This is a genomic window from Dietzia sp. NCCP-2495 (assembly GCF_026011735.1).
GTDB lineage: Bacteria > Actinomycetota > Actinomycetes > Mycobacteriales > Mycobacteriaceae > Dietzia.
On record NZ_BRVN01000008.1, the window covers coordinates 97,554 to 124,172 of the forward strand.

Below are 26,619 nucleotides of genomic sequence, written 5' to 3' on the forward strand. Positions count from 1 at the left end.
TGCCTAGGGTGGAACCATGAGCGCACATCAGGACACCGGCACAGGTCCCGCCCACGACGGGATCGACATCAAGCCCCGGAGTCGCGACGTGACCGACGGCCTGGAGAAGACCGCCGCGCGCGGGATGCTCCGCGCGGTGGGGATGGGTGACGACGACTGGGCCAAGCCGCAGATCGGAGTGGCCTCGTCGTGGAACGAGATCACCCCGTGCAACCTCCCTCTCGACCGCCTGGCGAAGGCCGTCAAGGAGGGCACGCACTCCGGCGGCGGGTACCCGCTCGAGTTCGGCACGATCTCCGTGTCCGACGGCATCTCGATGGGCCACGAGGGGATGCACTTCTCCCTCGTCTCGCGCGAGGTGATCGCGGACAGCGTGGAGACCGTGATGAGCGCCGAACGGCTCGACGGCTCCGTGCTCCTGGCAGGCTGCGACAAGTCGCTCCCCGGGATGCTCATGGCGGCGGCCCGACTCGACCTGGCCAGCGTGTTCCTCTACGCCGGCTCGATCATGCCCGGCTTCGCGAAGCTCTCCGACGGCTCCGAGCGGCAGGTCACGATCATCGACGCGTTCGAGGCCGTGGGCGCCTGCTCGCGTGGACTGATGAGCCGCGAGGACGTGGACGCCATCGAGCGCGCCATCTGTCCCGGCGAGGGGGCCTGCGGAGGTATGTACACGGCCAACACCATGGCCAGTGCTGCCGAGGCGATGGGGATGTCGCTGCCCGGTAGTGCCGCGCCGCCGGCCCCGGATCGCCGGCGAGACGGGTTCGCCAAGGCCAGCGGTGAAGCGGTGGTGGAGTTGCTGCGGCGGGGGATCACCGCGCGCGACATCATGACCAAGGAGGCCTTTGAGAACGCGATCGCCGTGACCATGGCGTTCGGCGGGTCGACCAACGCCGTGCTGCACCTGCTCGCGATCGCCGCCGAGGCCGAGGTCGAGTTGACGCTCGACGACTTCGCCCGCATCGGCGCGAAGGTCCCGCACCTGGCCGACGTCAAACCGTTCGGTGCGCACGTGATGAATGACGTCGACACGATCGGAGGCGTCCCGGTGGTCATGAAGGCCTTGCTCGACGCCGGACTGTTGCATGGCGACTGTCTGACGGTCACCGGGAGGACCGTCGCCGAGAACCTCGCCGACATCGCGCCGCCGGACCCGGACGGGCACGTGCTCCGCGCAATGGCTGAGCCGATCCACCCCACCGGAGGCATCACCATCCTGCGCGGCTCACTGGCGCCCGAGGGGGCGGTGGTCAAGTCCGCCGGCTTCGACTCGGACGTGTTCGAGGGCACCGCCCGCGTCTTCGAGCGGGAACGTGCCGCGATGGACGCGCTGGAGGACGGCACGATCACCGCCGGGGACGTGGTGGTGATCCGCTACGAGGGGCCCAAGGGCGGCCCAGGTATGAGGGAGATGCTCGCCATCACCGGCGCCATCAAGGGGGCTGGTCTGGGTAAGGACGTCCTGCTGCTCACCGATGGCAGGTTCTCCGGCGGGACGACCGGATTGTGCGTCGGCCACGTCGCCCCCGAGGCCGTCGACGCCGGGCCGATCGCGTTCGTCAACGACGGGGACCGGATCCGACTGGACGTCTCGAAGGGCACGCTCGACGTGCTCGTCGAGGAGGCCGAGTTCGAGTCCCGGAAGGACGGTTGGGAACCGCTGCCCCCGCGCTACACGCGCGGGGTTCTGGCCAAGTACTCGAAGCTGGTGCAGTCGGCGTCGGTTGGCGCGATCTGCCGCTGACTCCTCGGCGGGCGAGGCATGCACCACGGGCCGGTTACCTCCTCAGAGGTCACCGGCCCGTGGTGTCGTGCGGGTGCGGTCAGTCGAGAACCGAGCCGTCATCCAGATGAGAGAGCATCCCACCGTCGGGGAGCTCTCCGGTCACGAGATAGACGATACGGTTGGCGATGCTGACCGTGTGATCGGCGAAACGCTCGTAGTAGCGGGCCAGCAGCGCCAGATCCACGGCGGAGACGGATCCGTGCGGCCAGGACTCGTCGGAGATCTGCTTCATCAGGGACGCGTGGAGGGCATCGATGGCGTCGTCCTGTGCGTCGAGCGCGAGCGCCTTCTCGGCGTCGCGGGCCTCGAGGAGCTCGGCTAGCTGGCGGGCCAGTGCGCCATCGCGCTCGGCGAGCTCACGGATGATCGGCACCACGTCCTCGGGGACGACCGCGTTCGGGTAGCGGCGACGGGCGACCCGCGCGATGTGGCCGGCGAGCGCGGCCATCCGGGTGAAGTGCTCGACGATATAGATGCCCGACATCACCTGACGGAGGTCTCCGGCGACGGGGGCCTCGAGCAGTAGCAGGTCGAACGCGTGCTGCTCGCTGACCTCGCGGAGCTCCTCGAGCTCGGCGGCGCCGTCGATCACCTCGGTGGCGGCGGTTTCGTCGCGCTCGAGGAGGGCGACGGTGGCCCGGTCGAGGAGGCGGACATTGCTCTCGCAGAAGCGGCCCAGCTGGTCGGCGAACTCGTCGAGCTTGGAACGGAAGACATTGCGCATGCGGCAACTGTAGTGAATTCGCAGGCGGCGGGACACGTCGTTCCCTCAGAGTTCACCCGTCGGACGTGCTGTGGGGGGGTATCACGGGGGAGAAGGTAGACAGGTCTGTCTACCTGGCGATATCGTCGGCTCCCTACGCGACGTCCACGAAAGGACCAGGCATGACCCTCTTCCTGTACGAGAGCACCCCCTCCGAGGAGCAGAAGGCCGATCCGTCTGCGCTCGTCGACGCTCTCGCCTCCGCCCTGACCGAGGCCGGAGCCGAGGTCATCGAGACCCAGATCACCAAGGGCGCGGCCCGCGTGTTCACCATCGTCGAGCTGGCCGACGGACCGAACGGCGCCTGCGCCACCGAGGCCCCCGCCCTGGACGCCGCCGCACTCGGCGTCGCCGACGTCACCGAGCCCGCCCAGGTCCGCCTGGTGGGCACCGACCTCGAGACCATCAAGGCCGCCCGCCCCGAGGCCGGCTACCTGGTCGAGTGGGACATTCCCGCCGAGATCGACATGGACACCTACCTGGCGCGCAAGAAGGAGAAGTCCCCGAAGTACGCCGAGATCCCCGAGGTCTCCTTCCTCCGCACCTACGTCCGCGAGGACACGGACAAGTGCCTGTGCTTCTACAACGCGCCGGACACCGACGCCGTGGTCCGGGCGCGTGAGATCGTGTCCACCCCGATTTCCCGCCTGCACGAGCTGGCATGAGCAACTCCACGGCCAACACACTGACCGTCGATCTCGGCGCCCCGCGCGCGAGGCTCGTCGCCGGTGATCTCGGCGATGTCCCGGTGAAGGATCTCGTCGCGGTGATCGACTCGATCGCCGCACGGGCCTCCGCCCTCGATCGCGCCGACGTGGACCTGAGGGAGGACATCATCACCCTTGCCGGACTCGGTCTCTTCGACGTCGACCGCACACCGGTCTCCGTTGCTGCGACGATCATCGAAGCGGTGTCGACGGAGAGCATGGCCGTGGCGTTCGCATCCTGGGCGCAGCGGATGACCGCCGCGTACCTCCGGCACGCCGCCGACCGGTCGGAGACCGCACAGCGCACGTACCGCGACGTGGCAGACGGACGGCGTCCGGGCGTCACCGGCATGGCCGCCGCGCAGCGCCAGGCCGTGGGGCTGGGAGACGTGCCCATCACGGCCACCCCGGTCGAGGGCGGGTACCGGATCGACGGACCCATCGCGTGGGCCTCCAACGTCTACCCGGACAGCACCATCGTCCTGGCGGCCAACACCGAAGACGGCCGGAGCCTGGTCCTCACCTTCGAGGGCTCGGCGCCAGGCGTGGAGATCCGGACGGCTCCGGACCTGCTCGCACTCAACGCGACGGCGTCCACGATGATCGGGCTCAACGGGGTGTTCGTCCCGGACGCCCAGATCCTGGGTGAGGACCTCCCGGACTTCCTGTCCGGCGTCCGCCCGCAGTTCCTCATCCTGCAGGCCGCGTTCTGCTCCGGCGTCGGGGCGCGTTCACTCACCGAGGCCGAGAAGCGTCTGCAGGGCCTGGGCGAGTTCTACGCCGATGAGCACTCCGCGCTGGTCGCCCGTCACGACCACATGCATGCTGAGCTGCATCGTCTAGCGGCCGCGCCCGGAGACGGTGAGCTGTCGGACCTGCTCCTGTTGCGCCTCGACGGCGCCGAGATCGCGCCCGCCGCGACCCGGCTCGAGGCGGTCCTCTGCGGCGGGATGGGTTACGCGCAGGGCGCCCCCGCCAACCGCCGGATGCGTGAGGCGGCGTTCCTGCCCGTGCAGTCGCCGTCGCAGTCCCAGCTCCGGTGGGAGCTGGAGCGACTGGGGATCGTCGCGTGACCTCCGTCCTCGAACGCCCGGTCACCGTCAGCGTGACCGGGCTCCGGCACCGTCTCCCCGGTGGGCGGCAGCTGTTCGACGATCTCGAGCTCCGCGTCCGGGCGGGCGAGTCCCTCGTCCTGCTCGGCCCGTCCGGCGTCGGCAAGTCGACCCTGCTGCGCTTCCTCGCCGGGCTCGAACGACCTGCTGGCGGCGAGCTGCAAATCGGGACGCGGCACGAGTCGAGCGTCGACGCCCACTCGTACGCGGTCGTCTTCCAGAAGCCGTTGCTCTACCCGTGGCTGACAGTGCGGGAGAACGTCGCACTCGGCGGACGGTTCCGCGCGCTGCGCGATCGAGTCGACGGTGCCCACGTCGACGAGCTGCTCGAGCACTTCGGTATCGCCGAATTGGCCGACTCACGTCCGGATCAGATCTCCGGGGGGCAGGCCCAGCGTGTCGCGGTGGTCCGTGCTGCGGCGACCCGTCCTGAGATCCTCCTCCTCGACGAGCCGTTCAGCGCACTGGACCCGGTGACTCGCTCGGATTCCCAGCGTTGGTTGGTCGACGTGACCGCCGAGCTCGGCGTCACCACGGTCATGGTGACCCACGACGTCGACGAGGCGTTGATCGTCGGTTCGCGTATCGCCCTGCTCGGGTCCTCCGGCAGGGTGCAGCAGGAGTGGATCAACCCGTCGCACGGCACGTCCGACTCGGCTCCCGCTCTCCGCGAGGAGATCCTGGCCGCATACCGGACGGCCTGATCCGCGCGATGGCTGCAGATCCCGGGACCCGAGGTCCCGTCCTCGACAGGCGTTCGCTGCTCCGCGCCGGCGGTGCGGTCGCCGTGGGCGCAGGTGCGCTCGGGGGAGCGGCGACGCTCGCCGACCTCGTCGCGGCGGCCACCACCTCGCGGGGCGTGGCGACCGAGGACCTGCGTATCGGGTACCTCCCGATCACCGACGCCGCGCCGTTGCTCGTCGCCCACGGCGACGGGTACTTCGAGCAGCAGAAAATCATCGTCGGAAGGCCGGTGCTCTTCCGCTCCTGGTCGTCCCTGATGGAGGCGTTTCTCACCCGGCAGGTCGACCTCATCCACCTGCTCATGCCCTCGGCCGTGCAACTGCGCTACGTCCTCGGTGCGGACGTGAAGGTCGTCAGCTGGAATCACACCGGCGGTGGCGCGGTGACCGTCGCCCCCCACATCTCCGACATCTCGGAGCTCGCCGGAACCCAGGTGGCGATCCCCGGGTGGTGGTCGATCCACAACATGCTCCTGCAGCGCGTGCTGCGCGCCCGGGGGCTCACCCCGGTCGCCCGGAAGGCACCCAGTCGTTCAGAGGGCACCGTCGAGCTGGTCGTCATGGGCCCGTCGGACATGATCCCCGCACTGGCGACCGGGTCGATCTCCGCGTTCACCGTGGCCGATCCGTTCAACGCCGGCGCCGTGGCCCGGGGCGTCGGCAGGCTCCACATGCTCCTCGACGAAGTCTGGCGTGACCACGCCTGCTGTGTCACGGTCATGCACGAGGACCTCATCGACACGCGACCCGATACCGCCCAGGCACTGATCGACGCGGCCGTCGCGTCTCAGATCGGTATCCGGGCGGACCGGACCGGGGCCGCCGCGATCCTGTCCGGGAAGGGCTATCTCCCACAGCCGCCCAGGGCCGTCGAGGTGGCGATGGCCGGGTCCGTTCCGGATCCGACCGGCGGTCCCGACCGCCCCCGCATCGACTTCCACCCGTATCCCTTCCCGAGCTTCACCGAGGAGCTGGTACGGCAGATGCGGCAGACGGTCGTCGACGGCGAGACCGGGTTCCTCGACGGACTCGACCCGTCCTCCGTCCACCGTGAGCTCGTCGACGACCGCTTCGTCCGGGCCACCATCCGGCGTCATGGGGGACCGGCTGCGCTCGGACTGCCCGCCTCGCTCACCCGACACGAACGGTTGATCTAGATGACTCCCACGCACACCACGTCCCCTGACGGGGACGGATTCGGCACGGGCCAGCTGGCGGTGTCGCATGCCGAAGGGGCAACGACCGACGGAGTGGGCTCCACCGGTACTTCACGTCGCCGGGGTGGCAGCCGCAGTTCCGGATCGTCGGCGATCAGCGGGTTCGCCGTCCGCTGGAGTGCCGGACTCCTGGGACTGCTCGTGGGTCTGGGGATCTGGTTCCTGCTCACCTCGGGTCTGGTCACCGATGACCCGGTGATCAGCGGGATGTCGCCGGTCAAGACGATCGCCGGCCTGGGCGACCTGTTGGACCGCGGTGTATTGCTCTCCGATGCCGGAGTCAGCCTCTACCGCCTGGTGGCGGGGCTGGCGCTGGCGGCGCTGCTGGGTATCCCGCTCGGATTGTGGCTGGGACTCCGCCGCGGCGCCGAGGCAGTGGCAGGCCCGCTCGTCCAGTTCCTCCGGATGATCTCGCCCCTCTCGTGGGCGCCGGTCGCGATCGCGGTGTTCGGTATCGGCAACGAGCCGGTGATCTTCCTCGTGGCCGCGGCGGCGGTGTGGCCCATCATGCTCTCGACCTCCGCGGGCGTCCACGCCATGGACCCCGGGTACGTCGACGTGGCCCGGACGATGGGCGCGAGCAGCTGGGAACGGTTGACGCGGGTCATCATCCCGGCCGTCCGGCCCTCGATCCTCGGCGGCGTCCGCATGGCACTGGGCACGGCGTGGATCGTGCTGGTCCCCGCCGAGATGCTCGGTGTCCGGTCAGGCCTGGGGTATCAGATCCTCAACGCGCGCGATCAGCTCGCCTATGACCAGGTGATGGCCGTGATCCTCGTGATCGGCGTCCTGGGATTCGCGCTCGACTCCCTGTCGCGGCTGCTGCTGCATGGCCGTTCAGTTCGCTGACCGGCGCGGGTGGTCCGGCAGAGCCGACGAGACCGCAGAGCCGCCGACTCCGCGTGGCCGCCGGCGACGGTGGTCGGAGCGGTTCGACGGTCAGTGGTTTCGGAGAGCTTCGATCAGGTCGTTCTTGTTCATTGAGGACCGTCCCTCGATGTCCAGTTCGCGGGCTCGCTGGCGTAGGTCGTCCACGGTCCAGTCGTCGTAGGAGCCCGCTTCGCCACCGCGGCGACCCACCTTGGAGCGGGACGTGTTGGCGGAAGCGTTGGCGATCCGCGCGGCCTTCTCCTTGCTCGCGCCGTCCTCGCGCAACGCGTCGTAGACCTCCTCGTCCTTGACGCTGGAGGAACTCTGGTCTGACGTGTTCCGGGGCATCCTGGCCTCCTGTCGTCGAGTCGGGTGCTCGCCCTCGGGTTTAACAGGTAGCGGCCGATTCCGCGACCGGTCGGCGCCGGAACCCGATGCCCCGCAGCTCTTAACCGCGGACCAGCTCGGAGCGCAGGTGATGGGTCAGTGGTTGTCCCACCGCGGCCATCGCGAACGTGGTGGTGAGTCGGTCGCCGACGAGTTCGTAGCGACGGTGGGTCGACGTGACCTGCTTGGCGCTCGCGCTGTTCATCACGCTGGCGCGGAACTCGAGCACCACCGAATCGCCGTCGACGGTGAGGGTGCCTTCGCAGAGTTCGGTCTGCCCGGTGGGCTGGGCGAGGATCAGCTCGGCGGTCCCGTCGCCGGGGATGCGCAGGTAGCCGGTCTCCGTGTGCATGGGGTTACCCGCCGGCCCGCGGGTCTTCTGCACGAAGTGGAGGAACGGTTTGCCGACGTCGGTGAAGGTGACCTCCTCGCTGTAGGAGAAGTCCTCGATCGTCGGATACGAGCCGCTGCCCTGCCCCTTCCAGGTGCCGAGCAAGGGGGAGACGGGGGAGAGGTTCGTGGCGAGCGACGAGGCGGTGTCCATGCCCTGAAGCGTAGGTCACCGGGGAGGAGGTGACGACGACGGCGACGGGGTCACCTGTCCCAGAACGGTTCCCCGGAGGAGTCGAGCCGTATTCCCTCGCTCGGATTGTGGGGGACGATCTCGCCGGTGTGCATGAGGTGTCCGACGGACAGACCGTGCATCGTCGTCACCACATCCGCCACCACCCGACGGTGACACCGCCACCACACCGACTCCGAACACATGACGGCGGTGCGTCTGCTGCGGGCATCCGCCACGACCCGGTCCAGCGCGGTGCGGAACTCCGGTGTCCGCGTCCATGCGGAGTAGGCGCGGAACGCCTCGACCCGCCACCAGGTGTCCGGCGAGGCCCGCCGTTGCGCGGCGGTGAGGCTGCGCCGCCCGCCCAGGTCCTCTTCCCAGCGGTAGTCGATCCCGGCGTCCCGGGTGATCTCGGGAACCGCGCCCCTGGACGCGGCCTCGTTGGCGCGACTGCCGGGGAACCGTCGGATGTCCACGAGGAGTTCGACGCCGGCACCGGTGAGGAGGGCGGCGAGCTGGTCGCGGTCCAGGCGTCCGTGGCCGACGGTGAGCAGCATCAGTGCCCGGCGTCCTCGGTTTCGCCCCTGGTCATGCTGTCTTCCTTGCGCTTGCTCTTGCCCTTGCGCGAGGGGAGGAGGTGGAGGACGGCCACCACGACAGCGCCCACCAGCAGACCGAAGATCAGCGAGCAGACCGTGTTGATGAGCCAGCTCAGGGCCGCGCCGACACCGGCGATGCCCTGCGCGGGATCGGCCAGGACGTGGACCAGGTGGTACGGCGCGGTCACGCCGAGCTCGTCGAGTCCCACCAGGAGGATGTGACCGCCGACCCAGAGCATCGCGAGCATGCCGACGAACGAGATCACGGCGAGCACCGTCGGCATGGCGTTGACGAGCCCGGTACCGAACCTGCTCAGTCCACCGGACCCCGTGCGCGCCAGATGCAGCCCTATGTCGTCCATCTTCACGATCACGGCCACGACGCCGTAGACGAGGGCGGTGATGCCCAGGCCCACCACCACGAGGATCACGGCCCTCGACAGGAACGGCTCGTCGGCCACCTCGTTGAGGGCGATCACCATGATCTCGGCGCTGAGGATGAAGTCGGTGGTCACCGCGCCGCGCACCATGCGTTTCTCGGCATCCGGGCCCTTGTCCGCGACCGGCACCGACTCCTCGTGGTGCCCGGAGACCTTCTCCCAGACCTTCTCGGCGCCCTCGTAACAGAGGTAGAGCCCGCCGCACATGAGGATGGGAGTGAGGATCCACGGGACGAACTGGCTGAGCAGCAGGGCAAAGACGATGATGATCGCCTTGTTGCCCAGGGAGCCCAACGCGATCTTGCGGATGATCGGCAACTCGCGTTTCGGTTCCACCCCCTGCACGTACTGCGGGGTCACCGCGGTGTCGTCCACCACGACACCGGCGGCCTTGACCGAGGCGCGCCCGGCAGCGGCGGCGACGTCGTCGGAGCTCGCCGCCGCCATCTTGGCGAGCACTGCGATGTCGTCGAGCAGGGCGGCGAGTCCTCCGGCCATTGGTTCCTCACTTCTCGTGCGCGGAGAACGATCCGCACTGGCGTGCCCGGGCCCTGCGCTCTGGCGTGAGCGGGGGATCCGCGGCTTCTTCTGGTCCGGCCGTCAACTACCGGATCAGCACAGCGTAGCGCCGTGGGCCACCGCCTGTGGCCGACGCGCCTGCACGCGGAACGGGTGACCCGGGGACGCCCGCACGCCCGAACGCACGCTCGGACGCTCGGCGTCACCCATCCACGGCGTCGAGGACCCACCGCAGCATGCCGACCCCGGCCCTGCCCAGCGTGATACCCGCGGAAAGGGAGTTCATCGGACCGTCCGGCAGCCAGAGCATCCTCCGCGCCCACCCGGGCAGCGCGGCCACCGCGCCGTACCGGAGTATCAGGTACGCCGGCGTGTCGATCCGGCCGACCGGGGGCTCGTCGAGGAGGAAGCGCCGGGCGTCCAGGGTGGCGGGGGAGGGCTCGAGCACCGGGAGGTACTCGTGGAGCGCCGCATCGAGTTCGTCCGCCGTCCGGGGGACATCGCGCGCACCGAGCATGAGTCTGGTCCGAGCCGACTGCCGCACGTACTCGTCCCGCGCCCGCACCGTCAGCGGCTGCCGGCCGTAGAGCCGGTGGCACTCGAGAAAGCTCCAGATCTCCGCGACGTGCACCCAGCGCAGGAGGTCGGTTTCGCGGGCGTCGTACGGACGTCCCCGGAAGTCGACACCCACGACGGAGCGGTGGACGTGGTTGATTGTGCGGATCAGGTCGGTGGCATCCGAGATCGTGCCGAAAGTGGTGGTGGCGATGAACCCCGCGGTGCGCTGCAGGCGCCCCCACGGGTCGTTGCGGTAGTCACTGTGATCGGCGACCCCGGCCATCGCGAGCGGATGCAGCGACTGCAGCAGCAGTGCGGTCAGTCCCGCGGCGAACATCGACGCATCGCCGTTGACCCGGCAGATCGCGTCCCCGGGCGAGTTCCAGCGTTCGCCCTCGGCCTCCCAGATCTGCTGCCGCCGCGCCGCCGCGTCCTCGCCGGCGATCCGCGACCGCACCACGAGCCCCACCCGGCGTCGGACCCCGGTCAGCGTCCGCGACGCCGTCGTCGTCATCGTCGTCATGACCCCACCACCCGGACACACCACCTCGGCACGAGACGTTGTGTGGGTCACCATATCCTTCGATGTCGCGCCCTCGCGCGGTATCGTCGCGCGAATGAGTTCGCTGTACCCGTTCCGGTCCGTCGGTCCTCGTGCGCGGGGGGTGGCCAGGGTCGGGGCGATCCTCGGCGTCCTGGTGGCGATCAACCTCACCGCCAACCTCGCCGGACTCGCCCATCGTGAGTGGGTGATCCCGCTGTCGGTCCTGGCGCTGGTGACGGTGGTCAAGCTGCGGGGGATGCACTGGTCGGAGCTCGGTCTGTCTGTCCGGCACATGCCGCGCGGCCTCGCGTACGGCGTCGCCGCGACGGTGGCGGTCGCCGTGGTCGTCACCGCGGGCTGCCTGATCCCGCTGACGAGCCCGTTCTTCCTCTCCGAGCGCTATTCGGACCTGCGCATGGCGGTGTTCTCGGCGCTCGTGCTGATCCCGCTCATGACCGTCCTGCCGGAGGAGTTCGCGTTCCGCGGCGTCCTGCAGGGCGCGCTCGAGCGGACCTTCGGCACCCGCGGGGTGTTCGTCGTGGGATCCGTGGCGTTCGGCCTGTGGCACGTCACCACGTCGCTCGGCCTGACCTCGGGCAACGCCGGACTGTCCGACCTGCTCGGCACAGGACTCGTCGGACAGCTGGCCGGGGTCGCGCTGGCCGTGGCCGCCACGTCGGTCGCCGGCGCCGCGTTCATCTGGGTCCGTCGCCACAGCCGCAGTCTGCTCGCGCCGATCGGCCTGCACTGGGCCTTCAACGCCGTGGGTGCGTTGGCCGCCGCCCTCACCTGGCGGGCAGTGGCCGGCTGATCATCGCGCGCACTGCCACCAGCACCACGGCCATACAGGTGCCCATCACCAGGAGCATCGGCAGCGCCGAATGCGGGCCGGCGAGACCGGTGAGCGGCGAGACGATCGCGGCGAGGCTGAACTGTGCTGCACCAAGGAGCGCCGATCCGGAACCCGACCGACCGCGCGTCGCCTGCATGGACAGGGCCGCGGCGTTGGGGAGGACCAGGCCGATGGACAGCGTGAGGAGGAGGAACCCTACGGTGACCGGGAGCAGGCCGAGGGTGCCGGCCGGGGACAGGGCGACGACGACGGCGAGGTAGACCACTGCCGTCGCCACGCCCGCCACCCCGGTGAACAGGATCCGCTCGGGCGCGAACCGACCGACCAGCCGCGCACCCGCGAGGTTGGACACGAGGATCCCCAGCGAGTTGACGGTGAACGCGACCGCGTACGCGGTCGGCGACAGGCCCACCATGTTCTGGTAGATGAAGGGGCTCGCCGAGATGTAGCTGAACAGGACGCCGAACGTGAAGACGAACGCCGACATCCTGGCCAGGAACGGCCCGTAGCCGGCCACGGCACCCATGTCGGACAGGGTCGAGGCGATCCCGCCCGTTCGTCGGTCGGCTGGGCGCAGCGACTCGGGAACAGCGACCAGCACCCCGACGAGCGTGATTGCCGACAGCGCGGCGAGCAGCCAGAACACCCCGCGCCAGCCACCGAACGGCACCACCGCACCGCCGAACAGCGGGGCGATCACCGGGGCGATCGACTGGATCGCCATGAGTGTCGCGAACGCCTTGGCCACCCCGGCCCCGCGGCCCACGTCCACGACGATCGCCTTGCTCAGGACGATCCCGGCGGCGCCGAAGAAGCCCTGCGCGATCCGGCCGAGCAGCAGGACCTCGATCGACGGTGCCAGCGCGCAGACGACCGCGGCCACCAGCGTGCCGACGGAACCGAGCAGGAGCAGGCCCCGCCGACCCAGACGGTCGGACAGGGGACCGAACACGAGCTGCCCCGCGGCCATGGCGATCATGAACGCCGTCAGCGTCAATTGGGCGACAGAGGCCGTGACGCTGAACTCGTCGACGATCAGCGGGAGTGCCGGGAGGTAGGTGTCGGTCGCGAACGGTCCGATCGCCCCGGTGAGCGCCAGTGCCACCAGCATCGTGGCGGGAACCGTGCCGGGCACAGTGCCGGGAACCGTGCCGAGCGCTGCGGGCGGTGGAGCCGGCTCGGGAGTGGGGGAAGAGTTCACCCGGTGCACGTTACCGGCGTCGCGGGATCACTCCCGGCCGGCGGTGACCCACCGTTACCCCCCGGACGCCGGAGGTGGCGATGCGGTCAGTTCAGCTCGACCTCGGCGACGCCGTCCAGGTACGTGATCGCGCCGTGCTCGAAGGCGGAGACCCAGCCGCCGTCTGTGGTGGTCTCGTCCGAGACGGGGAAACCGAGCTCGCCCTCGGGGCCGCCCGCGTCCAGGTAGGCGACGAGGATCTCGCCCTGCACGACGAACGCCCCGCCCTCAGGTGTCAGGACGATCGCGCCGCGCTCGAACGTGGTGATCGATCCGCCGGCGACCTCCTCGGCGGGACCGGTCGCACGGCCGAGGTCGCTCTCGACTCCTCCCAGGGCATCCCAGCGCTCTGCGACGGGGCCGGGGACGTCGACCGAGGTGTCAGCGGGGCCTGGGACGGGAGTCGAGCTCGTCGTCGTCGCCGTCTCACTCCCGGCCGTCTCTCCCTCCGAGGTCTCTCCCTCCGAGGACTCTGCCGCCGAGGTGCCACCGGGCGACGACGTCTGCCCCGCCGCGGTGTCGTCGCCGCCGGACGCGCATCCGCTCGCGCCGGCCGCGACTAGAGCGGCGAACGTGAGGGTGGCGAGAACCCGAGTCGTGGTGGCCATGTCCGATCCTCCCGTCGACGGTGGTGGCCCGAGGTGCGGCTGCCGAAGACTCTAGTACGCGCCGCGACGCACGACGGCCGGGCAGGAACGGCGCGCCTGAGAAGCGCCTCCCGACCTGCCCGGCCGACCTGGGGAGCTCGTTCGAGCAGGGCGTCAGTTCGGGGTGACTGTCGCCTGGTTTCCGGCGATGTCCCAGGTGATCTCGCCGTTGTCGAACGTCGAGATGAAGCCGCCGTCCTGCGGGGTCTCGTCGGTCGTCGGGAAGCCGAGGTCGCCGCCGGGGCCACCGTTCGACATGTACTCCTTGAGGATCTCGCCCTGGACGAGGAACGCCTGGCCGTCCGGGTTCTGGATGATCGTGCCACCCTCGAACTCGAGCATCTGGCCGCCCGCGACCTCCTGCGCCTCGCCGACGGGGGCACCGAGGTGCCCGGACGCACCCTGGATCTCCTCGTACTTCTGCGCGATACCGGCCGGGGCCTGCACTTCGGAGCCGTCGGGGAGCGCGATGGGGGCCATCTCGCCGCCACCGGCAGCGGCGCCGTCCTCGCCCTCGCCGGATGCGCCGTCCGCACCCCCACCGGAGGCACCGTCTGCGCTGCCGCCCTCGCCGTCAGCTGCCTCGCCGTCCGCTCCGGCCTCGCCGGATCCCTCACCGTTCAAGGCCTGGCCTGCGGCGTCGGTGGCGTCCGCCGCCGCGCTGCCGGCTGCCTCGGTGGCCTTGTCTGCCTGCGACGCCGCAGCGTCCGTCGCGCCGTCGACGGCGCCCTGCACGTCCTCGGACCCACACGCCGACAGGGCGAGTAGGGCTGCCGCGCTCGCGGCGATGATGGTCTTACGCATCAGAAAACCTTTCCGTTGCTCATTCCATTCCAGTACCGGGTCAACGGTATTGGCCGGCAGTGTGCCACGGGCGATTCTCTGTGTCACTGTTCGGTAAGCGGCCGATACCCTGGGTCTATCAGGAAATTCTGTGCGTGTCGCCAGGCGTGTCGGGCGTCGGAGCCCGGGGATCGGGCGCGCGATCCGACGCCCGGTGGGTCAGAGGCCGGGCCGCTTACCGATGGTCAGCGTGACCTCGCCGGTGTGCGCGAAGAAGTCCTCGCCCTTGTCGTCGACGACGATGAACGCGGGGAAGTCCTCCACGTCGATCTTCCACACGGCCTCCATGCCGAGCTCCTCGTACTCGATCACCTCGACGTGCTTGATGCAGTCCTGGGCCAGACGCGCCGCCGGGCCACCGATCGAGCCGAGGTAGAAGCCACCGTGCGTGGCGCACGCGTCGGTCACCTGCTTGGAGCGGTTGCCCTTGGCCAGCATGACCATGGAGCCGCCCGCGGCCTGGAACTGCTCGACATAGGAGTCCATGCGGCCGGCGGTGGTGGGTCCGAAGGAACCGGACGGCATGCCCTCGGGGGTCTTGGCCGGGCCAGCGTAGTAGACGGGGTGGTCCTTGAGGTACTGGGGCATCTCCTCGCCGGCGTCGAGGCGCTCCTTGATCTTGGAGTGCGCGATGTCTCGGGCGACCACCAGCGGGCCCGTCAGCGACAGGCGGGTCTTGACGGGGTGCTTGCTCAGCTCGGCCAGGATCTCCGGCATCGGCTTGTTCAGGTCGATCTTCACCGCGGCGCCCTTGCCGGTTCCCGAGATGCCGTCGGTCGCGGCGTCGAGCTCGGCGTCAGTCGTGGCGGGCAGGTACTGGCCGGGGTTGAACTCGAGCTGCTCGAGGAACACTCCCTCGGGAGTGATCTTGGCCTTTGCCTGACGGTCGGCCGAGCAGGAGACAGCGATCGCGACCGGGAGCGAGGCGCCGTGGCGGGGGAGACGGACCACGCGCACGTCGTGGCAGAAGTACTTGCCGCCGAACTGCGCGCCGATCCCGATCTTCTGGGTGAGCTCGAAGACTTTCTCCTCGAGCTCGACGTCGCGGAAACCGCGGCCGGTCATGGCGCCCTCGCGGGGCAGCTCGTCGAGGTAGTGGGCCGACGCCAGCTTGGCCGTCTTGACCGTGTACTCGGCCGAGGTGCCGCCGATGACGATAGCCAGGTGGTACGGCGGACACGCGGCGGTGCCGATCGAGCGGATCTTCTCCTCGATGAACTGCATCATCCGCTCGGGGTTCAGGATCGCCTTGGTCTCCTGGTACAGGAAGGACTTGTTTGCCGATCCGCCGCCCTTGGCCATGAACAGGAACTTGTAGGAGTTCTCGTGGCCGGGCTTGGTGTCGGCACCGATCTCGATCTGCGCCGGCAGATTGTGCCCGGTGTTCTTCTCGTCCCACATGGTGAGCGGGGCGTTCTGCGAGTACCGCAGGTTGAGGCGGGTGAACGCGTCGTAGACGCCGCGGGACACCGTCTCCTCGTCCGGACCGTCGGTCAGGACATGCTGGCCGCGCTCGCCCTTGACGATCGCCGTTCCGGTGTCCTGGCACATGGGCAGCACACCGCCGGCGGCGATGTTGGCGTTCTTGAGCAGGTCCAGGGCGACGAACTTGTCGTTGTCGCTGGCCTCGGGGTCCTCGAGGATCTTCGCGACCTGGGCGAGGTGATCGCTGCGCAGGTAGTGCGAGATGTCGTGCATCGCGGTCTCGGTGAGCAGGCGGATCGCCTCTGGCTCGACCTTCAGGAACGTCGTACCGTCCGGGCCCTCCACGGTGGACACACCCTCCGTGGTCAGGAGGCGGTACTCCGTGGTGTCCTCTCCGACCGGGAGAAGGTCCTCGTAGACGAACTCGGCCATGTGCGCTCCTGGGATCTCGAACGGGTAAAACCACCGTTCAGGATAAGCGTCAGCGGGCGCAGGTCAGAATCGGGTGTGGATGAGGGGCACGAAGGTGTAGCCGCCGTGTTCGGTGATCTCGATCCGGTCCCCGACCCGGCGTACCCGGTGCATGACCTCGTTCCACGGCGCCACCATGATGCCGCCGTCGGCCAGCTGGTCCATCAGCTCAGCGGGTGCGTTCTCCGCCATCGCGGAGACGAGGATGCGGTCGAACGGCGCCAGCTCGGGGAGGCCGAGTGCGTCAGGCGAGGCCCGGTGCACGGAGACCCACGGCTGGTCGATCGCCTCGCGGGAGCGATCGACCAGTTCGGGGATGCGCTCCACGGCGAGGATGCGGGAGTCGGCCCCGCCGAGTTCGCCAAGGATCGCCGCCGTCCACCCGCTTCCGGAGCCCACGTCCAGGGTGCGCATCCCGGGGAACGGTTCGAGGAGGTCGAGCATCGCGGCCACCGTCGACGGCTGGGAGTTGGTCTGGCCGTGCCCTATGGGCAGCGGACGGTCGCTGTCGTGGAACTCGGCGACCTCGGACGGCAGGAAGCGGCGACGATCCTGGGCGCTCATGGTCTCCGCGATCGATTTCTGCTGCATTGCTCGACACCCCTCCTCGCCATCGGCCCCGGTGACGAACCGTTCGGCGGCCGCCCGACTCAGTCCTCGCCCAGGATGCGGGTCTCGCCGCTGGGGTCGAGATCATCGATCGCGTCGTGTCGTTCTTCGCTCGGCTGGTTGGCGGGGGCTGCGCCGCCCTCACCGACATCCGGCCTCTCGGCGGCCAACTTGTCGTCGAGGTCATGGTTCTCCTCGATCGGCTTCCACGTCTCGGGAGCCTCGACGGGGAGGTCCTCGCCGTCGGTAGTGATGGTGTCGGCGTCGAGTCCCTCGCTGCCGTCGAGGGTGTTCTCGTCGTAGTCGCCGTAGGTGTCCTGATCGTACTCTCGCTTGTTGTCCATGCTTCGAGTGTGGAGCAGACGCAGCGCTATCGCATCCGCTCGGCAGGACGTCAGTAGTAGCAGGCCAGCGCACCCTCGGGGCCGTCTATCACAGTGACGGGCGTATCGAACACCCTCGTCAGGACCTCGTCGGTCATGATCTCGGCGGGGGTGCCGAACTCGACCACCGAGCCGTTCTTCATCGCGCAGATGTGGTCGGAATAGTGGGAGGCGAAGTTGATGTCATGGAGGACCACGACGAACGTGCGTCCGAGCTCCTCGGCGGCGTGGCGCAGGTGTTTCATCATCTGCACGGAATGCCGCATGTCGAGGTTGTTCAGCGGCTCGTCGAGTAGCACGTAATCGGTCTGCTGGGACAGCACCATCGCAACATAGGCGCGCTGTCGCTGGCCACCCGAGAGCTGGTCGAGGTACCGGTGCTCGAGGTCTGCCAGGTCGAGGAAGTCGATGGCCTGGGAGATGATGTCCTCGTCCTCCACGGTGAGTCGCCCCTTCGAATGGGGGAACCGGCCGAACCCGACGAGCTGGCGGACGGTGAGCCGCGTGATGAAGTGGTTCTCCTGCCGCAGGATCGACACGATCTTGGCGAGGTCCTTGGACTTCGTCGAGGCGACGTCGTATCCGGCGATCTCAATGGAGCCCTCGTCGAGCCCCATGAGACGGCCGATCATCGTCAGCATGGTCGACTTGCCGGCACCGTTGGGTCCGACGAGCGCGGTGATCCCGCCCCTCGGGATCTCCAGGTCCACGGGGCCGATGGTGACCTCGTCGCTGTACTTCCTGACGACTTTCTCGAGTGCGATCACAGCCGGCCCTTTCTGAGGATGACGTAGAGGAAGACCGAGCCGCCGATGACCTCGATGATGATCGAGACGACACCCTGGGCGTAGAAGACGTGCTTCATGATGAAGTAGGCGCCGGCCAGCACCACGAAGCCGAGCAGGGCGGACACGGGGAAGATGTAGCGGTGGTCGTAGCTGTCGGCGAACTGGTAGGCCAACGTGGCCACCAGGAAGCCCAGGAAGGTCATGGGGCCGACCAGCGCGGTGGAGACCGCCATGAGGATCGAGACGAAGAACAGGGTCCGCATCACCTCGCGGCGGTGGTCGAGCCCCAGGTTCTGGGTGATGTCCTTGCCGAGCGACACCACGTTCAGACGCTTGGCGCTCAGCACGAGCATCCCCGTGGCGAAAAGGCACAGGGGGATCGCGACGGGGAGGTAGGAGACCTCCGCGTTGGCCATGGACCCGAACAGCCTGGCGGTGAGGATGTCGAACTCGCTCGGGGTGAGCAGGCGTTGCATGAACGTGGAGATCGATCCGAGCCCGCCGCCGATGACGATGCCGATCAGCAGCATCACCTGGATGTTGGCGTATCGACCGGACAGCAGCCATCCGTAGAGGGCCACGGACAGTGCCACCATCAGGATCACCTGGAGGATGAACTGCGGCAGCCCCGTCAGAGCCATCAAGCCGGCGGCGCCGAGGAAGAATATGGCGGCGGTCTGCACGGCGACGTACAGGGCCTCGAAACCCATGATCGACGGGGTGACGATGCGGTTGTTGGCGACGGTCTGGAAACTCACCGTGGCCACGGCCTGGCACAACGCCACGGTCGCCATGACCACGACGGTTGTCGTGCGGAGCCCGGCGACCCGCCAGAATCCGTCGGAGCCGAACGGCATCGGGTTGTCCCAGGCGAGGATACCGAACCCGAACCCGACCGCGAGCAGGGACAGGACCGTGACGACGATCCAGTAGCGCCGGCGTGAACGGGGAGTCGGTAGTGGGCCGGAGGCGCGGTGGGCGACCGCGGGGGCGGACGACTCGGCGGCGCCACTGGCCGCGTGCCGGCTATCCATTGCTGCGCTGCCTGAGCAGGAGGGCGACGAACACGATCGAGCCGACGACCCCGAGGATCAGCGAGACCGGGACCTCGAAGGGCATGATGATGGTCCTGCCGATCAGGTCGCAGACGGTGACGATGCCGATACCTAGGAGACAGACCCACGGAAGATTGCTGCGCAGGTCATCCCCCCGGATCATCGAGACGATGTTGGGGACGATGAGTCCGAGGAACGGCAGGTTGCCCACCACGACGGTCACCACACCGGTCGCGACGGAGATGAGGGCGGTTCCCAGCAGCAGGATGCGGTTGTAGTTCAGGCCGACGTTCGTGGAGATCTCCTCGCCGAGACCGGCGACGGTGAAGCGGTCCGCGACGAAGAACACAGCGACCCCGACGAGCGCCACGATCCACAGGACCTCGTACTGGCCGCGGATCACGGAGGTGAAACTGCCGGCGAACCAGATCCCCAGGCTCTGCAGCATGTCTGTCTGCAGGGCGATGAATGTGGAGACCGAGCCGACGACCGCTCCGAGCATGATCCCCACGATCGGGACGATCATCGAGGAGCGCAGCGAGACCCGGCGCAGGAAGAGGAAGAAGACCATCGTGCCGATGAAGGCTGCGATGACGGCGCCGACCATCCTGGTGAGGATGTCCGCGCCGGGGAAGAAGACGATGACCGCGAGGAGCCCCAGTCCTGCCCACTCGGTGGTGCCCGTCGTGGTGGGCTCGACGAACCGGTTCTGGGTAAGCAGCTGCATCACGAGCCCGGACATCGCCATCGCCGCGCCGGCCAGGACGAGCGCGATGGTCCGGGGGATCCGGGTGATGCCGAGCATCTCCGAGCCGTCGTCGGCGCCGAAAACGTCGTAGACGCCGGTGAAAAGGGACAGCGCCAATAGGGCCGCGACGACCAGAAAGCCGATGAGGAGTTTCCAGTCGAACAGTGTGCCCTTGGACCGCGCCCGGGTGTTATCCGGCCCGGGTGGGGAAGAGGTGGAGGAGGTCGTCACGTCTGGCCGTCAATCGATGTCGTCGGGATGTGGGCGGGAGCCGATCCGTCGACCGGGGTCGGCGGACGACGACGAGGGTGGGGCCACCAGCTTCGGCGGTCCCCACCCTCGCTCTAGAGCTCTCGGGTACTCAGTTCTGTGCCTCGAGCTGATCGGCGAGCGCGTTGAAGAACTCGGTGTAGGTCTGGATGCTCTCGTTGGTGTACGTGTCGGCGGGCATGTAGACGATGTTCTCGTCCTGCACCGCGGTCACGCGCTGGAGTGCGTCGGACTCGGAGAGCAGCTCGCTGGCCGGGCGGTAGCTGGGGTCGTCCGCGCCCGTCGAGGTGCCGGCGTCGCGGTCCATGACGAGGATGAGGTCCGGGTTCGAGTCGGCGATCGCCTCGACGGAGATGTCGTCGCCCTGGTGGTTACCCGAACCGTCCTCGACCTCCAGCGACGGGGTGAAGTCGAAGATGTCGAAGAGCGGTCCCAGGGTGCGGCCTGTGCCGGGGGTCGCGTAGTTGATGTTGCCACCGGAGGTGATGACGGCCATGACCGTCATTCCCGGCTCGTAGGCGGCCTTGACTCGCTTGATGGAGGCGTCGAAGTCGGCGTTGAGCTGCTCGGCCTCGGTCTCCTTGCCGAAGACCTCGCCGAGGACGGTGGTCTGGCGCTTGAGCTCCTCGTCAAACGGCTGGCCGTCGCGCGGATCCAGGGACAGCACCGTGGCGTCGGGGACGAGGCTCGTGAAGTCGTCCTGGTACTGCGTGAAGCGCTGGCCGTTGATGATCAGATCCGGATCGGCGGCGACGACGGCCTCGAGGTCCGGCTCACGGTGGTTGCCCAGGTCGATGATCGAGTCATCCGACTTGTACGAGATGGTCTTCGGCATCAGCGAGACGGCGCCGGCGCTGAGCGGGACGCCCCAGTCGGCGAGGGTCTCGAACGTCCGGTTGTCCGTCGCGACGACCGACCGCGGCGGAACGGTGACGGTCTGCACGCCGTTGTTGTCCTCGACCTCGATGGTCGTGGTCTCGCCCTCGGCGACGGTCTCGGCTCCGGAGTCGTCCGCACCGCAGGCGGTGAGGCCGAGGGCGAGTGCACTGAGGACAGCACCGATACGCAGTCGTGTGGAAGTCATGGAATTCCTAGCTTTGCTTTGAGTCTCGGATAACGCCGCCCATGTGACCCCGGGCACCGCTTAGCCAAACCTAACCTAAGTGTTTGCCGTGGCGCAAAAGCGGGTCCGTTAAGGAGTCGCCGGGCCGCTTCCGCAACTAGAGTGGGCGATGCGACGCGCCCCCGTCCCGGGCGCGGGAGAGGACTGGTCACATGGCCCCGCCCTCTGTCGTCACGTTCGTTCTGGCCGGCGGTGCCGGGTCGCGGCTGCGTGCGCTCACCAGGGACCGCGCCAAGCCCGCCGTGCCGTTCGGCGCCGGTTACCACCTGGTGGACTTCGCACTGAGCAACGCTGCGAATTCCGGATTCCGGGACGTCTGGGTGATCCAGCAGTTCCATCCCGTGTCGCTCGGCGCCCACCTGCGCAGCGGCCGCCCCTGGGATCTGGACCGTCTCGACGGGGGCCTGCTGGTCCTGCATCCGTCGCAGGGCACCGGTCGCGACGGATTCCACTCCGGTACGACCGACGCGCTGTGGAAGCAGGTCGAACCGCTACGCAGGGCGGCACCCGAGGTGACCGTCGTGGTCAGTGCGGACGCGGTGTACCGCCTGGACTACGAGGCGATCGTGCGCGACCACCTGGCGTCGTTCGCGGAGGTCACGATGGTGACCACGCGCGTGGATCCGCGCGACGCCGGCCGGTACGGGGTGGTGGAGGTCGACGACGACGGCGCCGTCACCGCCTACAGTCACAAACCCGAGGACCCGTCCTCCGACCTGGTCTGCGCCGAGATCTTCGTCTTCAACACCGCGGCCCTGATCTCCAGGCTCGAGGCCGCCCATGAAGAGGCGCTCACCGCCGGGGACGGCGATCCCGGGGATCTCGGGGAGAACGTGCTACCGGCGATGGTCGCCGCCGGGCATGCGCGTCAGTGGCGGCATGACGGCTACTGGCGCGATGTGGGCACGGTCGCGTCGTACTGGGCCGGACACATGGACCTATTGGGCGAGCCGCCTGTTCATGAGCTCGACGTTCCCGGATGGCCGCTGCGGACGGCGTCGTCGTTCAGCGGGCCGGCCCGGACAGGGCCACAGGCGGAGGTCACCCGATCGCTCCTGGGGCGCGGGGCGGTGATCCTCGGCATGGTGGAGCACTCCGTGATCGGACCCGGGGTGGTCGTCGAGCACGGCGCGGTGGTCCGCGACAGCGTGATCCTCCCCGGGGCCGTGGTGCGGGCCGGTGCCCGGGTGGGGACCGCAGTGGTCGATTCCGGGGTCGAGGTTCCGGTCGACGCCCGGATCGGCGAGCACCAGGCTGGTGCGGGCGAGGCGACGGTGCAGGTGGCACTGCTGTCGCACGCCCAGGACGGCCCGCGTCCGAGTGGGTTCACCTTGCTTGCGGGCGAGATGGACCCGCCAGTCGACGAAGACCCCCGCACCTGACCTGCGGGCAGCGACCGGCCCGGACACCCGGGCAGCTGAACGTGAGGTGACTTCGGGGCGGAAAGAACCGCGCGGCGCTAGGCTCGCGGCCATGCGATTCGGACTGTTTCTTCCCCAGGGCTGGCGGCTCGACCTGGTGGACGTCCCGCCCGCCGGGCACTGGCCTGCTATCTCGGAGCTCGCCGCGCGTGCCGACTCGGGCCCGTGGGAGTCCGTGTGGGTCTATGACCACATGCACACCTCCCCGCTGACCCGGACCGAGGCGACGCACGAGGCGTGGAGCCTGATGTCGGCGCTCGGGGCGGTGACCTCCCGCATCCGCCTGGGACAGATGTGCACCTGTATCGGGTACCGGAACCCGGCGATGCTGGCGAAGATCGCGGCGACCGTCGACGTGATCTCGGGCGGCCGCGTCGAAATGGGGATCGGCGCCGGATGGTACGAGCACGAATGGCGCGCCTACGGCTTCGGGTTCCCGTCCGGCGGGGAGCGGCTGGCCATGCTCGACGAGGGTGTCCGTATCATGCTCGACGCGTGGTCGGACGGTGTCGCCTCCCTGCACGGCGACCACTATCAGGTGGACGGTGCGATCGTGCAGCCCCGACCCCTGCAGGAGGGTGGCATCCCACTGTGGATCGCCGGCGGCGGGGAGCGGAAGACCCTGCGGATCGCGGCCCGCCACGCGGACTACACGAATTTCGACGGCACCCCGGACGGCTTTGCCCACAAGTCCGAGGTGCTGCGCGGCCACTGCGCCGACATCGGTCGAGATCCGGCGGAGATCACCCGCACCGCGAACTACAACGTGGCGATCGGCGAGACCGAGCGGGAGGTCGCTGACCGGCTCGCGTTCATCCACGACCGGATGGCCCGCCACGTCGGCGCCGAGGAGGCGGACCGGCAACTGGGCGCCTATCAGGGATTGCCGGCAGTGGGTACCCCCGAGCAGATCATCGAAAATCTGGCCGGGCTCAAGGCACAGGGGATGGAGTACGGGATCTTTTATTTCCCGGAGATCGCCACCGACACCTCGGGCCTCGAGCTGTTCGAACGGGAGGTCATCCCGGCCCTGAGCTGAGTCACCGCCCGTCGATCCATCCGACCGAGAGCAGACTCCCGATGAGGAATGCCCAGTACCAAGAACTTCCCCCTGAGTCGATCCTCGATCACGTCGCACCGGGGATGCACATCATCTCGCCGATCCAGAACGGCCTACCGCCCGCCTTGTTGGCGCCCTGGACGACGGCGCCGAGCGGCTGGAGGACGTGACGATCCATCACATGGACCCGTGGGAGTCCCTACCCTTCATGGAGGGCGCGTACCCGGGGCGGCTCCGGCACGTCGACTACTTCCTGGGGCCGGGGTCGCGGAAGAACTTCCATGACGGTCACTGCGACCTCGTGCCGGTCGACTTCGCCCAGGTTCCCGCGACGATGCGGGAGTCCTCGCCGCCCGGGCTTGCGGTCACCACGGTGTCCGAGATCGACGAGCACGGGTACTTCTCGATGGAAACCAACGCGGACTAAGTCGCGTCGTTCATCGGTCGGGTGCCGTTCTTCGTCGAGGTCAACGCCGATATGCCCCGCATGTTCGGCCGCAACCACATTCACCTCTAACAAGTCGTGGGGGTGACGCGTAACGACGCACCGATGATCACCGTTGAGCCTCCGACCCCGGGCGAGGTCGACGACGCGATCGCTGCCCTCATCGCCGAGCAGGTCCCCGACGGCGCGTGTCTCCAGCTCGGGGTGGACAAGCTGCCCAACGCGTTCCTGTCGAAGCTGACCGGACACAAGAACCTCGGCATCCACACCGAGGCGCTGTCCGGCGGGGTGATGGACCTCGTCGAGGCCGGGGTGATCGACGGGTCACGCAAGACCGGGCACCCGTTCAAGCATGTGACGACGTTCGCCGTCGGATCCGCGCGGCTCATGAGCTGGCTGCACGACAATCCGTCGGTCGCGATGCTGCCGGTGGCTGTTGTCAACGACCCCCGCGTCATCGGGCAGGAGCGCAATCTGTACTCCGTGAACGCCACCAGCGAGGTCGATCTGTACGGTCAGGCGGCGTCGGAGACGATCGCGGGGCACTACTGGTCGGGCGCCGGGGGTCAGGCCGACTTCGCGCGCGGTTGCCGGTTCTCTCCCGGCGGTCGCGGGTTTATCGTCACTCCTTCCCAGACCTCCAAGGGGGTCAGCCGCATCACCCTGTCGCTCACGCCGGGCAGCCCGGTGACCAAGCACAAGAACATCATCGAGAACGTGGTCACCGAATACGGCATCGCCTCGCTGCGGGGCAGATCGGTGGCGGACCGGGCCGCCGCCCTCATCGCCTTCGCGCATCCCGACCACCGCGAGCGGCTGAGTCGGAAGGCACGGGACGCGGGTCTGACCCGTCGGGCTCTCATGTGAGCCGGGCGTTGACGGGCGCCAGCCGCCGGTAGTCCGGTAGCGCCACACGGCGGTAGGGATTAGGTTCCGGAGGCACTGAAGACCCTGCACGAACAGTGACCCGGAAAAGGAGACCGCCATGGATCCCGTGATCTGGATAGTTATCGCGGTGATCGCGTTGATCATCGTCATCGCGCTCATCGCTCTGGCCGCCCGGAACAACAATCGGAAGAAGCTGACGGAAGCGTCGGAACTGCGCCGCGACGCCCGTCAACGCGAGAAGAGGCTGGACCATCAGGAGGCCGCGGCTCGTGAGCAGGAACACCGGGCAGGCGCCGCCGAGCAGGAAGCCAGGGCCAAGTCCGCGGAGGCGGACATGCTCCGCGCCGAGGCCGACCAACGCCGTGGGGCACTCGACGAGCAGAAGAGCGCCGTGCGGCGGATGGAGCGCACCGCGGAGAAGCTCGATCCCCGCCACCGGGCTGACGACGATGCCCGGCTCGATGACCGATCCCGCGATCGGGGCGCCGGCCCGGGCTACGACCAGGGGCGCCACCGCGTACGGACCGACGGCGCTGACGATCCGCTGGATTCGGGCGCGGGCGCCGCGAGCAGTGGGCCGGGCGCCGGTCCGGACGGCCGCCGGGCCCCGGGCCCGCTCGATGATGCGCCCGGCCGTATCGATCCGGACGCATCTCGACACTAGGAGACCGCAGGCTGGTCGGTCGTCTCGGCGGTGGAGGCGGCCGACCCGCTCCAGGCCTGCGTCAGGCCGGCACGGCCCGGCGCGACCGGCCGCCGAACAGTGGCTCGTACAGCGCGCCTGCGATGAGCGCGCCCACGATCGGAGCCAGCCAGAACAGCCAGAGCTGGCCCGGGGCGCCGTCGCCGTTGAAGAAGGCGACAGCGGTGGAGCGGGCCGGGTTGACCGAGGTGTTGGTGATCGGGATCGAGATGAGGTGGATCAGCGTCAGGGTGAGACCGATCGCGGCGGGTGCCGCGGCGGCGGGAGCGCGCCGGTCGGTCGCACCGAGGATCACCGTCACGAATATCGCGGTGAGCACGATCTCGATGATCAGTGCCGAGAGCAGTCCGTAGCCGTCGGGCGAGTTCGCGCCGTACCCGTTCGCGGCCATGTTCCCGGCGGCCTCGAACCCGTCCTTGCCGCTGGCGACGAGAAGGATCACCGCGCCGGCCACGAGCCCGCCGACGACCTGGCTGACGATGTAGATCGGGGCCTTTGCCCAGGGGAGCCTGCCGGCGGTCGCGGCGCCGATGGTCACCGCGGGGTTGAAGTGGCCGCCGGAGATGTGTCCGAGCGCGTAGGCGCCGGTGAGGACGGTGAGGCCGAACGCCAGGGCGACGCCGAGGTAGCCCACGCCCACGGCGATGTCCACCTCGTCGGCGGTGGCCACCTGGACGGCTGCGAAGACGGCGGTGCCACAGCCGCCGAGCACGAGCCAGAACGTTCCGATGATCTCCGCGGCCACGACCGAGGTGGTCGAGGGAGTGGCCGGTGGGGTCGTTGTGTCGGTCATACGTCGAATCCCTCCTGCTCAGGGCGCCCCGTGTCGGCGGC

General features: G+C 68.9%; 29 protein-coding genes. 12 read left to right on the forward strand and 17 right to left on the reverse strand.

The window, feature by feature from the left end; all coding sequences use genetic code 11:
• Positions 1 to 16: 16 nt before the first annotated feature.
• On the forward strand, positions 17 to 1,747 hold the full coding sequence (gene ilvD / locus OPF83_RS09270) for a dihydroxy-acid dehydratase (protein ID WP_264887121.1): 1,731 nt from the start codon (positions 17 to 19) through the stop codon (positions 1,745 to 1,747).
• A gap of 79 nt (positions 1,748 to 1,826) precedes the next feature.
• On the opposite strand, the gene OPF83_RS09275 is transcribed toward ilvD, so the two are convergent.
• Positions 1,827 to 2,513: a phosphate uptake regulator PhoU gene (locus OPF83_RS09275; protein ID WP_264887122.1), complete on the reverse strand. Its 687-nt coding sequence runs from the start codon at positions 2,511 to 2,513 to the stop codon at positions 1,827 to 1,829.
• A 161-nt stretch (positions 2,514 to 2,674) separates the two neighbouring features.
• On the opposite strand from OPF83_RS09275, the gene OPF83_RS09280 reads away from it, so the two are divergent.
• The 5 genes from OPF83_RS09280 to OPF83_RS09300 all read left to right on the forward strand — a co-directional run bounded on the left by OPF83_RS09280 (position 2,675) and on the right by OPF83_RS09300 (position 7,180).
• Positions 2,675 to 3,217, forward strand: coding sequence for a DUF4242 domain-containing protein (locus tag OPF83_RS09280; RefSeq protein WP_264887123.1), 543 nt, complete (start codon positions 2,675 to 2,677; stop codon positions 3,215 to 3,217).
• Entirely contained in the window at positions 3,214 to 4,332 is a 1,119-nt protein-coding gene (locus OPF83_RS09285; protein WP_264887124.1) for an acyl-CoA dehydrogenase family protein, read from the forward strand. The genes OPF83_RS09280 and OPF83_RS09285 overlap by 4 nt, the downstream gene beginning before the upstream one ends.
• A 71-nt stretch (positions 4,333 to 4,403) precedes the next feature.
• The gene (locus OPF83_RS09290) at positions 4,404 to 5,075 is read left to right on the forward strand and encodes an ABC transporter ATP-binding protein (RefSeq protein WP_375546241.1); all 672 of its coding nucleotides are present in this window, start codon (positions 4,404 to 4,406) and stop codon (positions 5,073 to 5,075) included.
• 8 nt (positions 5,076 to 5,083) lie between these two features.
• Positions 5,084 to 6,271 carry an ABC transporter substrate-binding protein gene (locus tag OPF83_RS09295; protein WP_264887126.1) on the forward strand — a complete coding sequence of 396 codons (1,188 nt, stop codon included), beginning with the start codon at positions 5,084 to 5,086 and terminating at the stop codon, positions 6,269 to 6,271.
• Entirely contained in the window at positions 6,272 to 7,180 is a 909-nt protein-coding gene (locus OPF83_RS09300; RefSeq protein ID WP_309297761.1) for an ABC transporter permease, read from the forward strand.
• Positions 7,181 to 7,270: 90 nt separating this feature from the next.
• Here the strand turns inward: OPF83_RS09300 and OPF83_RS09305 are convergent, their stop codons facing one another.
• From OPF83_RS09305 to OPF83_RS09325, 5 genes are all read right to left on the reverse strand, one after another.
• Positions 7,271 to 7,549: a Rho termination factor N-terminal domain-containing protein gene (locus tag OPF83_RS09305; RefSeq protein ID WP_264887127.1), complete on the reverse strand. Its 279-nt coding sequence runs from the start codon at positions 7,547 to 7,549 to the stop codon at positions 7,271 to 7,273.
• A gap of 100 nt (positions 7,550 to 7,649) precedes the next feature.
• Entirely contained in the window at positions 7,650 to 8,132 is a 483-nt protein-coding gene (locus OPF83_RS09310) for an FABP family protein (protein ID WP_264887128.1), read from the reverse strand.
• Between the two features lie 50 nt (positions 8,133 to 8,182).
• A complete protein-coding gene (locus OPF83_RS09315; RefSeq protein WP_264887129.1) occupies positions 8,183 to 8,710 on the reverse strand; it encodes a DUF488 family protein in 528 nt (175 codons plus the stop codon).
• The gene (locus tag OPF83_RS09320; RefSeq protein WP_264887130.1) at positions 8,710 to 9,690 is read right to left on the reverse strand and encodes a DUF808 domain-containing protein; all 981 of its coding nucleotides are present in this window, start codon (positions 9,688 to 9,690) and stop codon (positions 8,710 to 8,712) included. Before OPF83_RS09320 ends, OPF83_RS09315 begins: the two co-directional genes overlap by 1 nt.
• A gap of 223 nt (positions 9,691 to 9,913) precedes the next feature.
• Positions 9,914 to 10,792, reverse strand: coding sequence for an oxygenase MpaB family protein (locus OPF83_RS09325; RefSeq protein WP_264887131.1), 879 nt, complete (start codon positions 10,790 to 10,792; stop codon positions 9,914 to 9,916).
• Between the two features lie 94 nt (positions 10,793 to 10,886).
• Between OPF83_RS09325 and OPF83_RS09330 the strand changes: the two genes are divergently transcribed.
• Positions 10,887 to 11,624 (forward strand): CPBP family intramembrane glutamic endopeptidase, encoded by a 738-nt coding sequence (locus tag OPF83_RS09330; RefSeq protein ID WP_264887133.1) that lies wholly within the window; start codon positions 10,887 to 10,889, stop codon positions 11,622 to 11,624.
• On the opposite strand, the gene OPF83_RS09335 is transcribed toward OPF83_RS09330, so the two are convergent.
• The 10 genes from OPF83_RS09335 to OPF83_RS09380 form a co-directional block, all read right to left on the reverse strand.
• On the reverse strand, positions 11,599 to 12,867 hold the full coding sequence (locus OPF83_RS09335) for a multidrug effflux MFS transporter (protein ID WP_264887136.1): 1,269 nt from the start codon (positions 12,865 to 12,867) through the stop codon (positions 11,599 to 11,601). The two genes, OPF83_RS09330 and OPF83_RS09335, sit on opposite strands and share 26 nt — an antisense overlap.
• Positions 12,868 to 12,953: 86 nt before the next feature.
• On the reverse strand, positions 12,954 to 13,514 hold the full coding sequence (locus tag OPF83_RS09340) for an LGFP repeat-containing protein (protein ID WP_264887137.1): 561 nt from the start codon (positions 13,512 to 13,514) through the stop codon (positions 12,954 to 12,956).
• Between the two features lie 153 nt (positions 13,515 to 13,667).
• Entirely contained in the window at positions 13,668 to 14,357 is a 690-nt protein-coding gene (locus tag OPF83_RS09345) for an LGFP repeat-containing protein (protein WP_264887138.1), read from the reverse strand.
• Positions 14,358 to 14,555: 198 nt separating this feature from the next.
• Complete coding sequence (locus OPF83_RS09350; protein WP_264887140.1) at positions 14,556 to 16,253, reverse strand: fumarate hydratase; 1,698 nt, start codon at positions 16,251 to 16,253, stop codon at positions 14,556 to 14,558.
• Positions 16,254 to 16,316: 63 nt separating this feature from the next.
• Complete coding sequence (locus OPF83_RS09355) at positions 16,317 to 16,883, reverse strand: protein-L-isoaspartate O-methyltransferase (protein WP_264887142.1); 567 nt, start codon at positions 16,881 to 16,883, stop codon at positions 16,317 to 16,319.
• A gap of 59 nt (positions 16,884 to 16,942) precedes the next feature.
• Positions 16,943 to 17,245 carry a hypothetical protein gene (locus OPF83_RS09360; RefSeq protein WP_264887143.1) on the reverse strand — a complete coding sequence of 101 codons (303 nt, stop codon included), beginning with the start codon at positions 17,243 to 17,245 and terminating at the stop codon, positions 16,943 to 16,945.
• 50 nt (positions 17,246 to 17,295) lie between these two features.
• Positions 17,296 to 18,051, reverse strand: coding sequence for an ABC transporter ATP-binding protein (locus OPF83_RS09365; protein ID WP_264887144.1), 756 nt, complete (start codon positions 18,049 to 18,051; stop codon positions 17,296 to 17,298).
• Positions 18,048 to 19,106 carry an iron chelate uptake ABC transporter family permease subunit gene (locus tag OPF83_RS09370; protein ID WP_264887145.1) on the reverse strand — a complete coding sequence of 353 codons (1,059 nt, stop codon included), beginning with the start codon at positions 19,104 to 19,106 and terminating at the stop codon, positions 18,048 to 18,050. The genes OPF83_RS09365 and OPF83_RS09370 overlap by 4 nt, the downstream gene beginning before the upstream one ends.
• Positions 19,099 to 20,106 carry an ABC transporter permease gene (locus tag OPF83_RS09375; protein WP_264887146.1) on the reverse strand — a complete coding sequence of 336 codons (1,008 nt, stop codon included), beginning with the start codon at positions 20,104 to 20,106 and terminating at the stop codon, positions 19,099 to 19,101. The genes OPF83_RS09370 and OPF83_RS09375 overlap by 8 nt, the downstream gene beginning before the upstream one ends.
• 130 nt (positions 20,107 to 20,236) lie before the next feature.
• On the reverse strand, positions 20,237 to 21,229 hold the full coding sequence (locus OPF83_RS09380; protein ID WP_264887147.1) for a siderophore ABC transporter substrate-binding protein: 993 nt from the start codon (positions 21,227 to 21,229) through the stop codon (positions 20,237 to 20,239).
• Between the two features lie 191 nt (positions 21,230 to 21,420).
• On the opposite strand from OPF83_RS09380, the gene OPF83_RS09385 reads away from it, so the two are divergent.
• The 5 genes from OPF83_RS09385 (at position 21,421) to OPF83_RS09400 (ending at position 25,746) form a co-directional block, all read left to right on the forward strand.
• Positions 21,421 to 22,650, forward strand: a complete 1,230-nt coding sequence (locus OPF83_RS09385; protein ID WP_264887148.1) for a glucose-1-phosphate adenylyltransferase family protein — start codon at positions 21,421 to 21,423, stop codon at positions 22,648 to 22,650.
• A gap of 91 nt (positions 22,651 to 22,741) precedes the next feature.
• Entirely contained in the window at positions 22,742 to 23,728 is a 987-nt protein-coding gene (locus tag OPF83_RS09390; protein ID WP_264887149.1) for an LLM class F420-dependent oxidoreductase, read from the forward strand.
• Between the two features lie 202 nt (positions 23,729 to 23,930).
• Complete coding sequence (locus OPF83_RS17410) at positions 23,931 to 24,176, forward strand: hypothetical protein (RefSeq protein ID WP_309297762.1); 246 nt, start codon at positions 23,931 to 23,933, stop codon at positions 24,174 to 24,176.
• 123 nt (positions 24,177 to 24,299) lie between these two features.
• On the forward strand, positions 24,300 to 25,061 hold the full coding sequence (locus OPF83_RS17415; RefSeq protein ID WP_309297763.1) for an acetyl-CoA hydrolase/transferase family protein: 762 nt from the start codon (positions 24,300 to 24,302) through the stop codon (positions 25,059 to 25,061).
• Positions 25,062 to 25,179: 118 nt separating this feature from the next.
• Positions 25,180 to 25,746 carry a hypothetical protein gene (locus tag OPF83_RS09400; RefSeq protein WP_264887150.1) on the forward strand — a complete coding sequence of 189 codons (567 nt, stop codon included), beginning with the start codon at positions 25,180 to 25,182 and terminating at the stop codon, positions 25,744 to 25,746.
• Between the two features lie 61 nt (positions 25,747 to 25,807).
• Here OPF83_RS09400 and aqpZ read toward each other — a convergent pair whose 3' ends face one another.
• Positions 25,808 to 26,578: an aquaporin Z gene (aqpZ, locus tag OPF83_RS09405; RefSeq protein WP_264887151.1), complete on the reverse strand. Its 771-nt coding sequence runs from the start codon at positions 26,576 to 26,578 to the stop codon at positions 25,808 to 25,810.
• Positions 26,579 to 26,619: the final 41 nt, after the last annotated feature.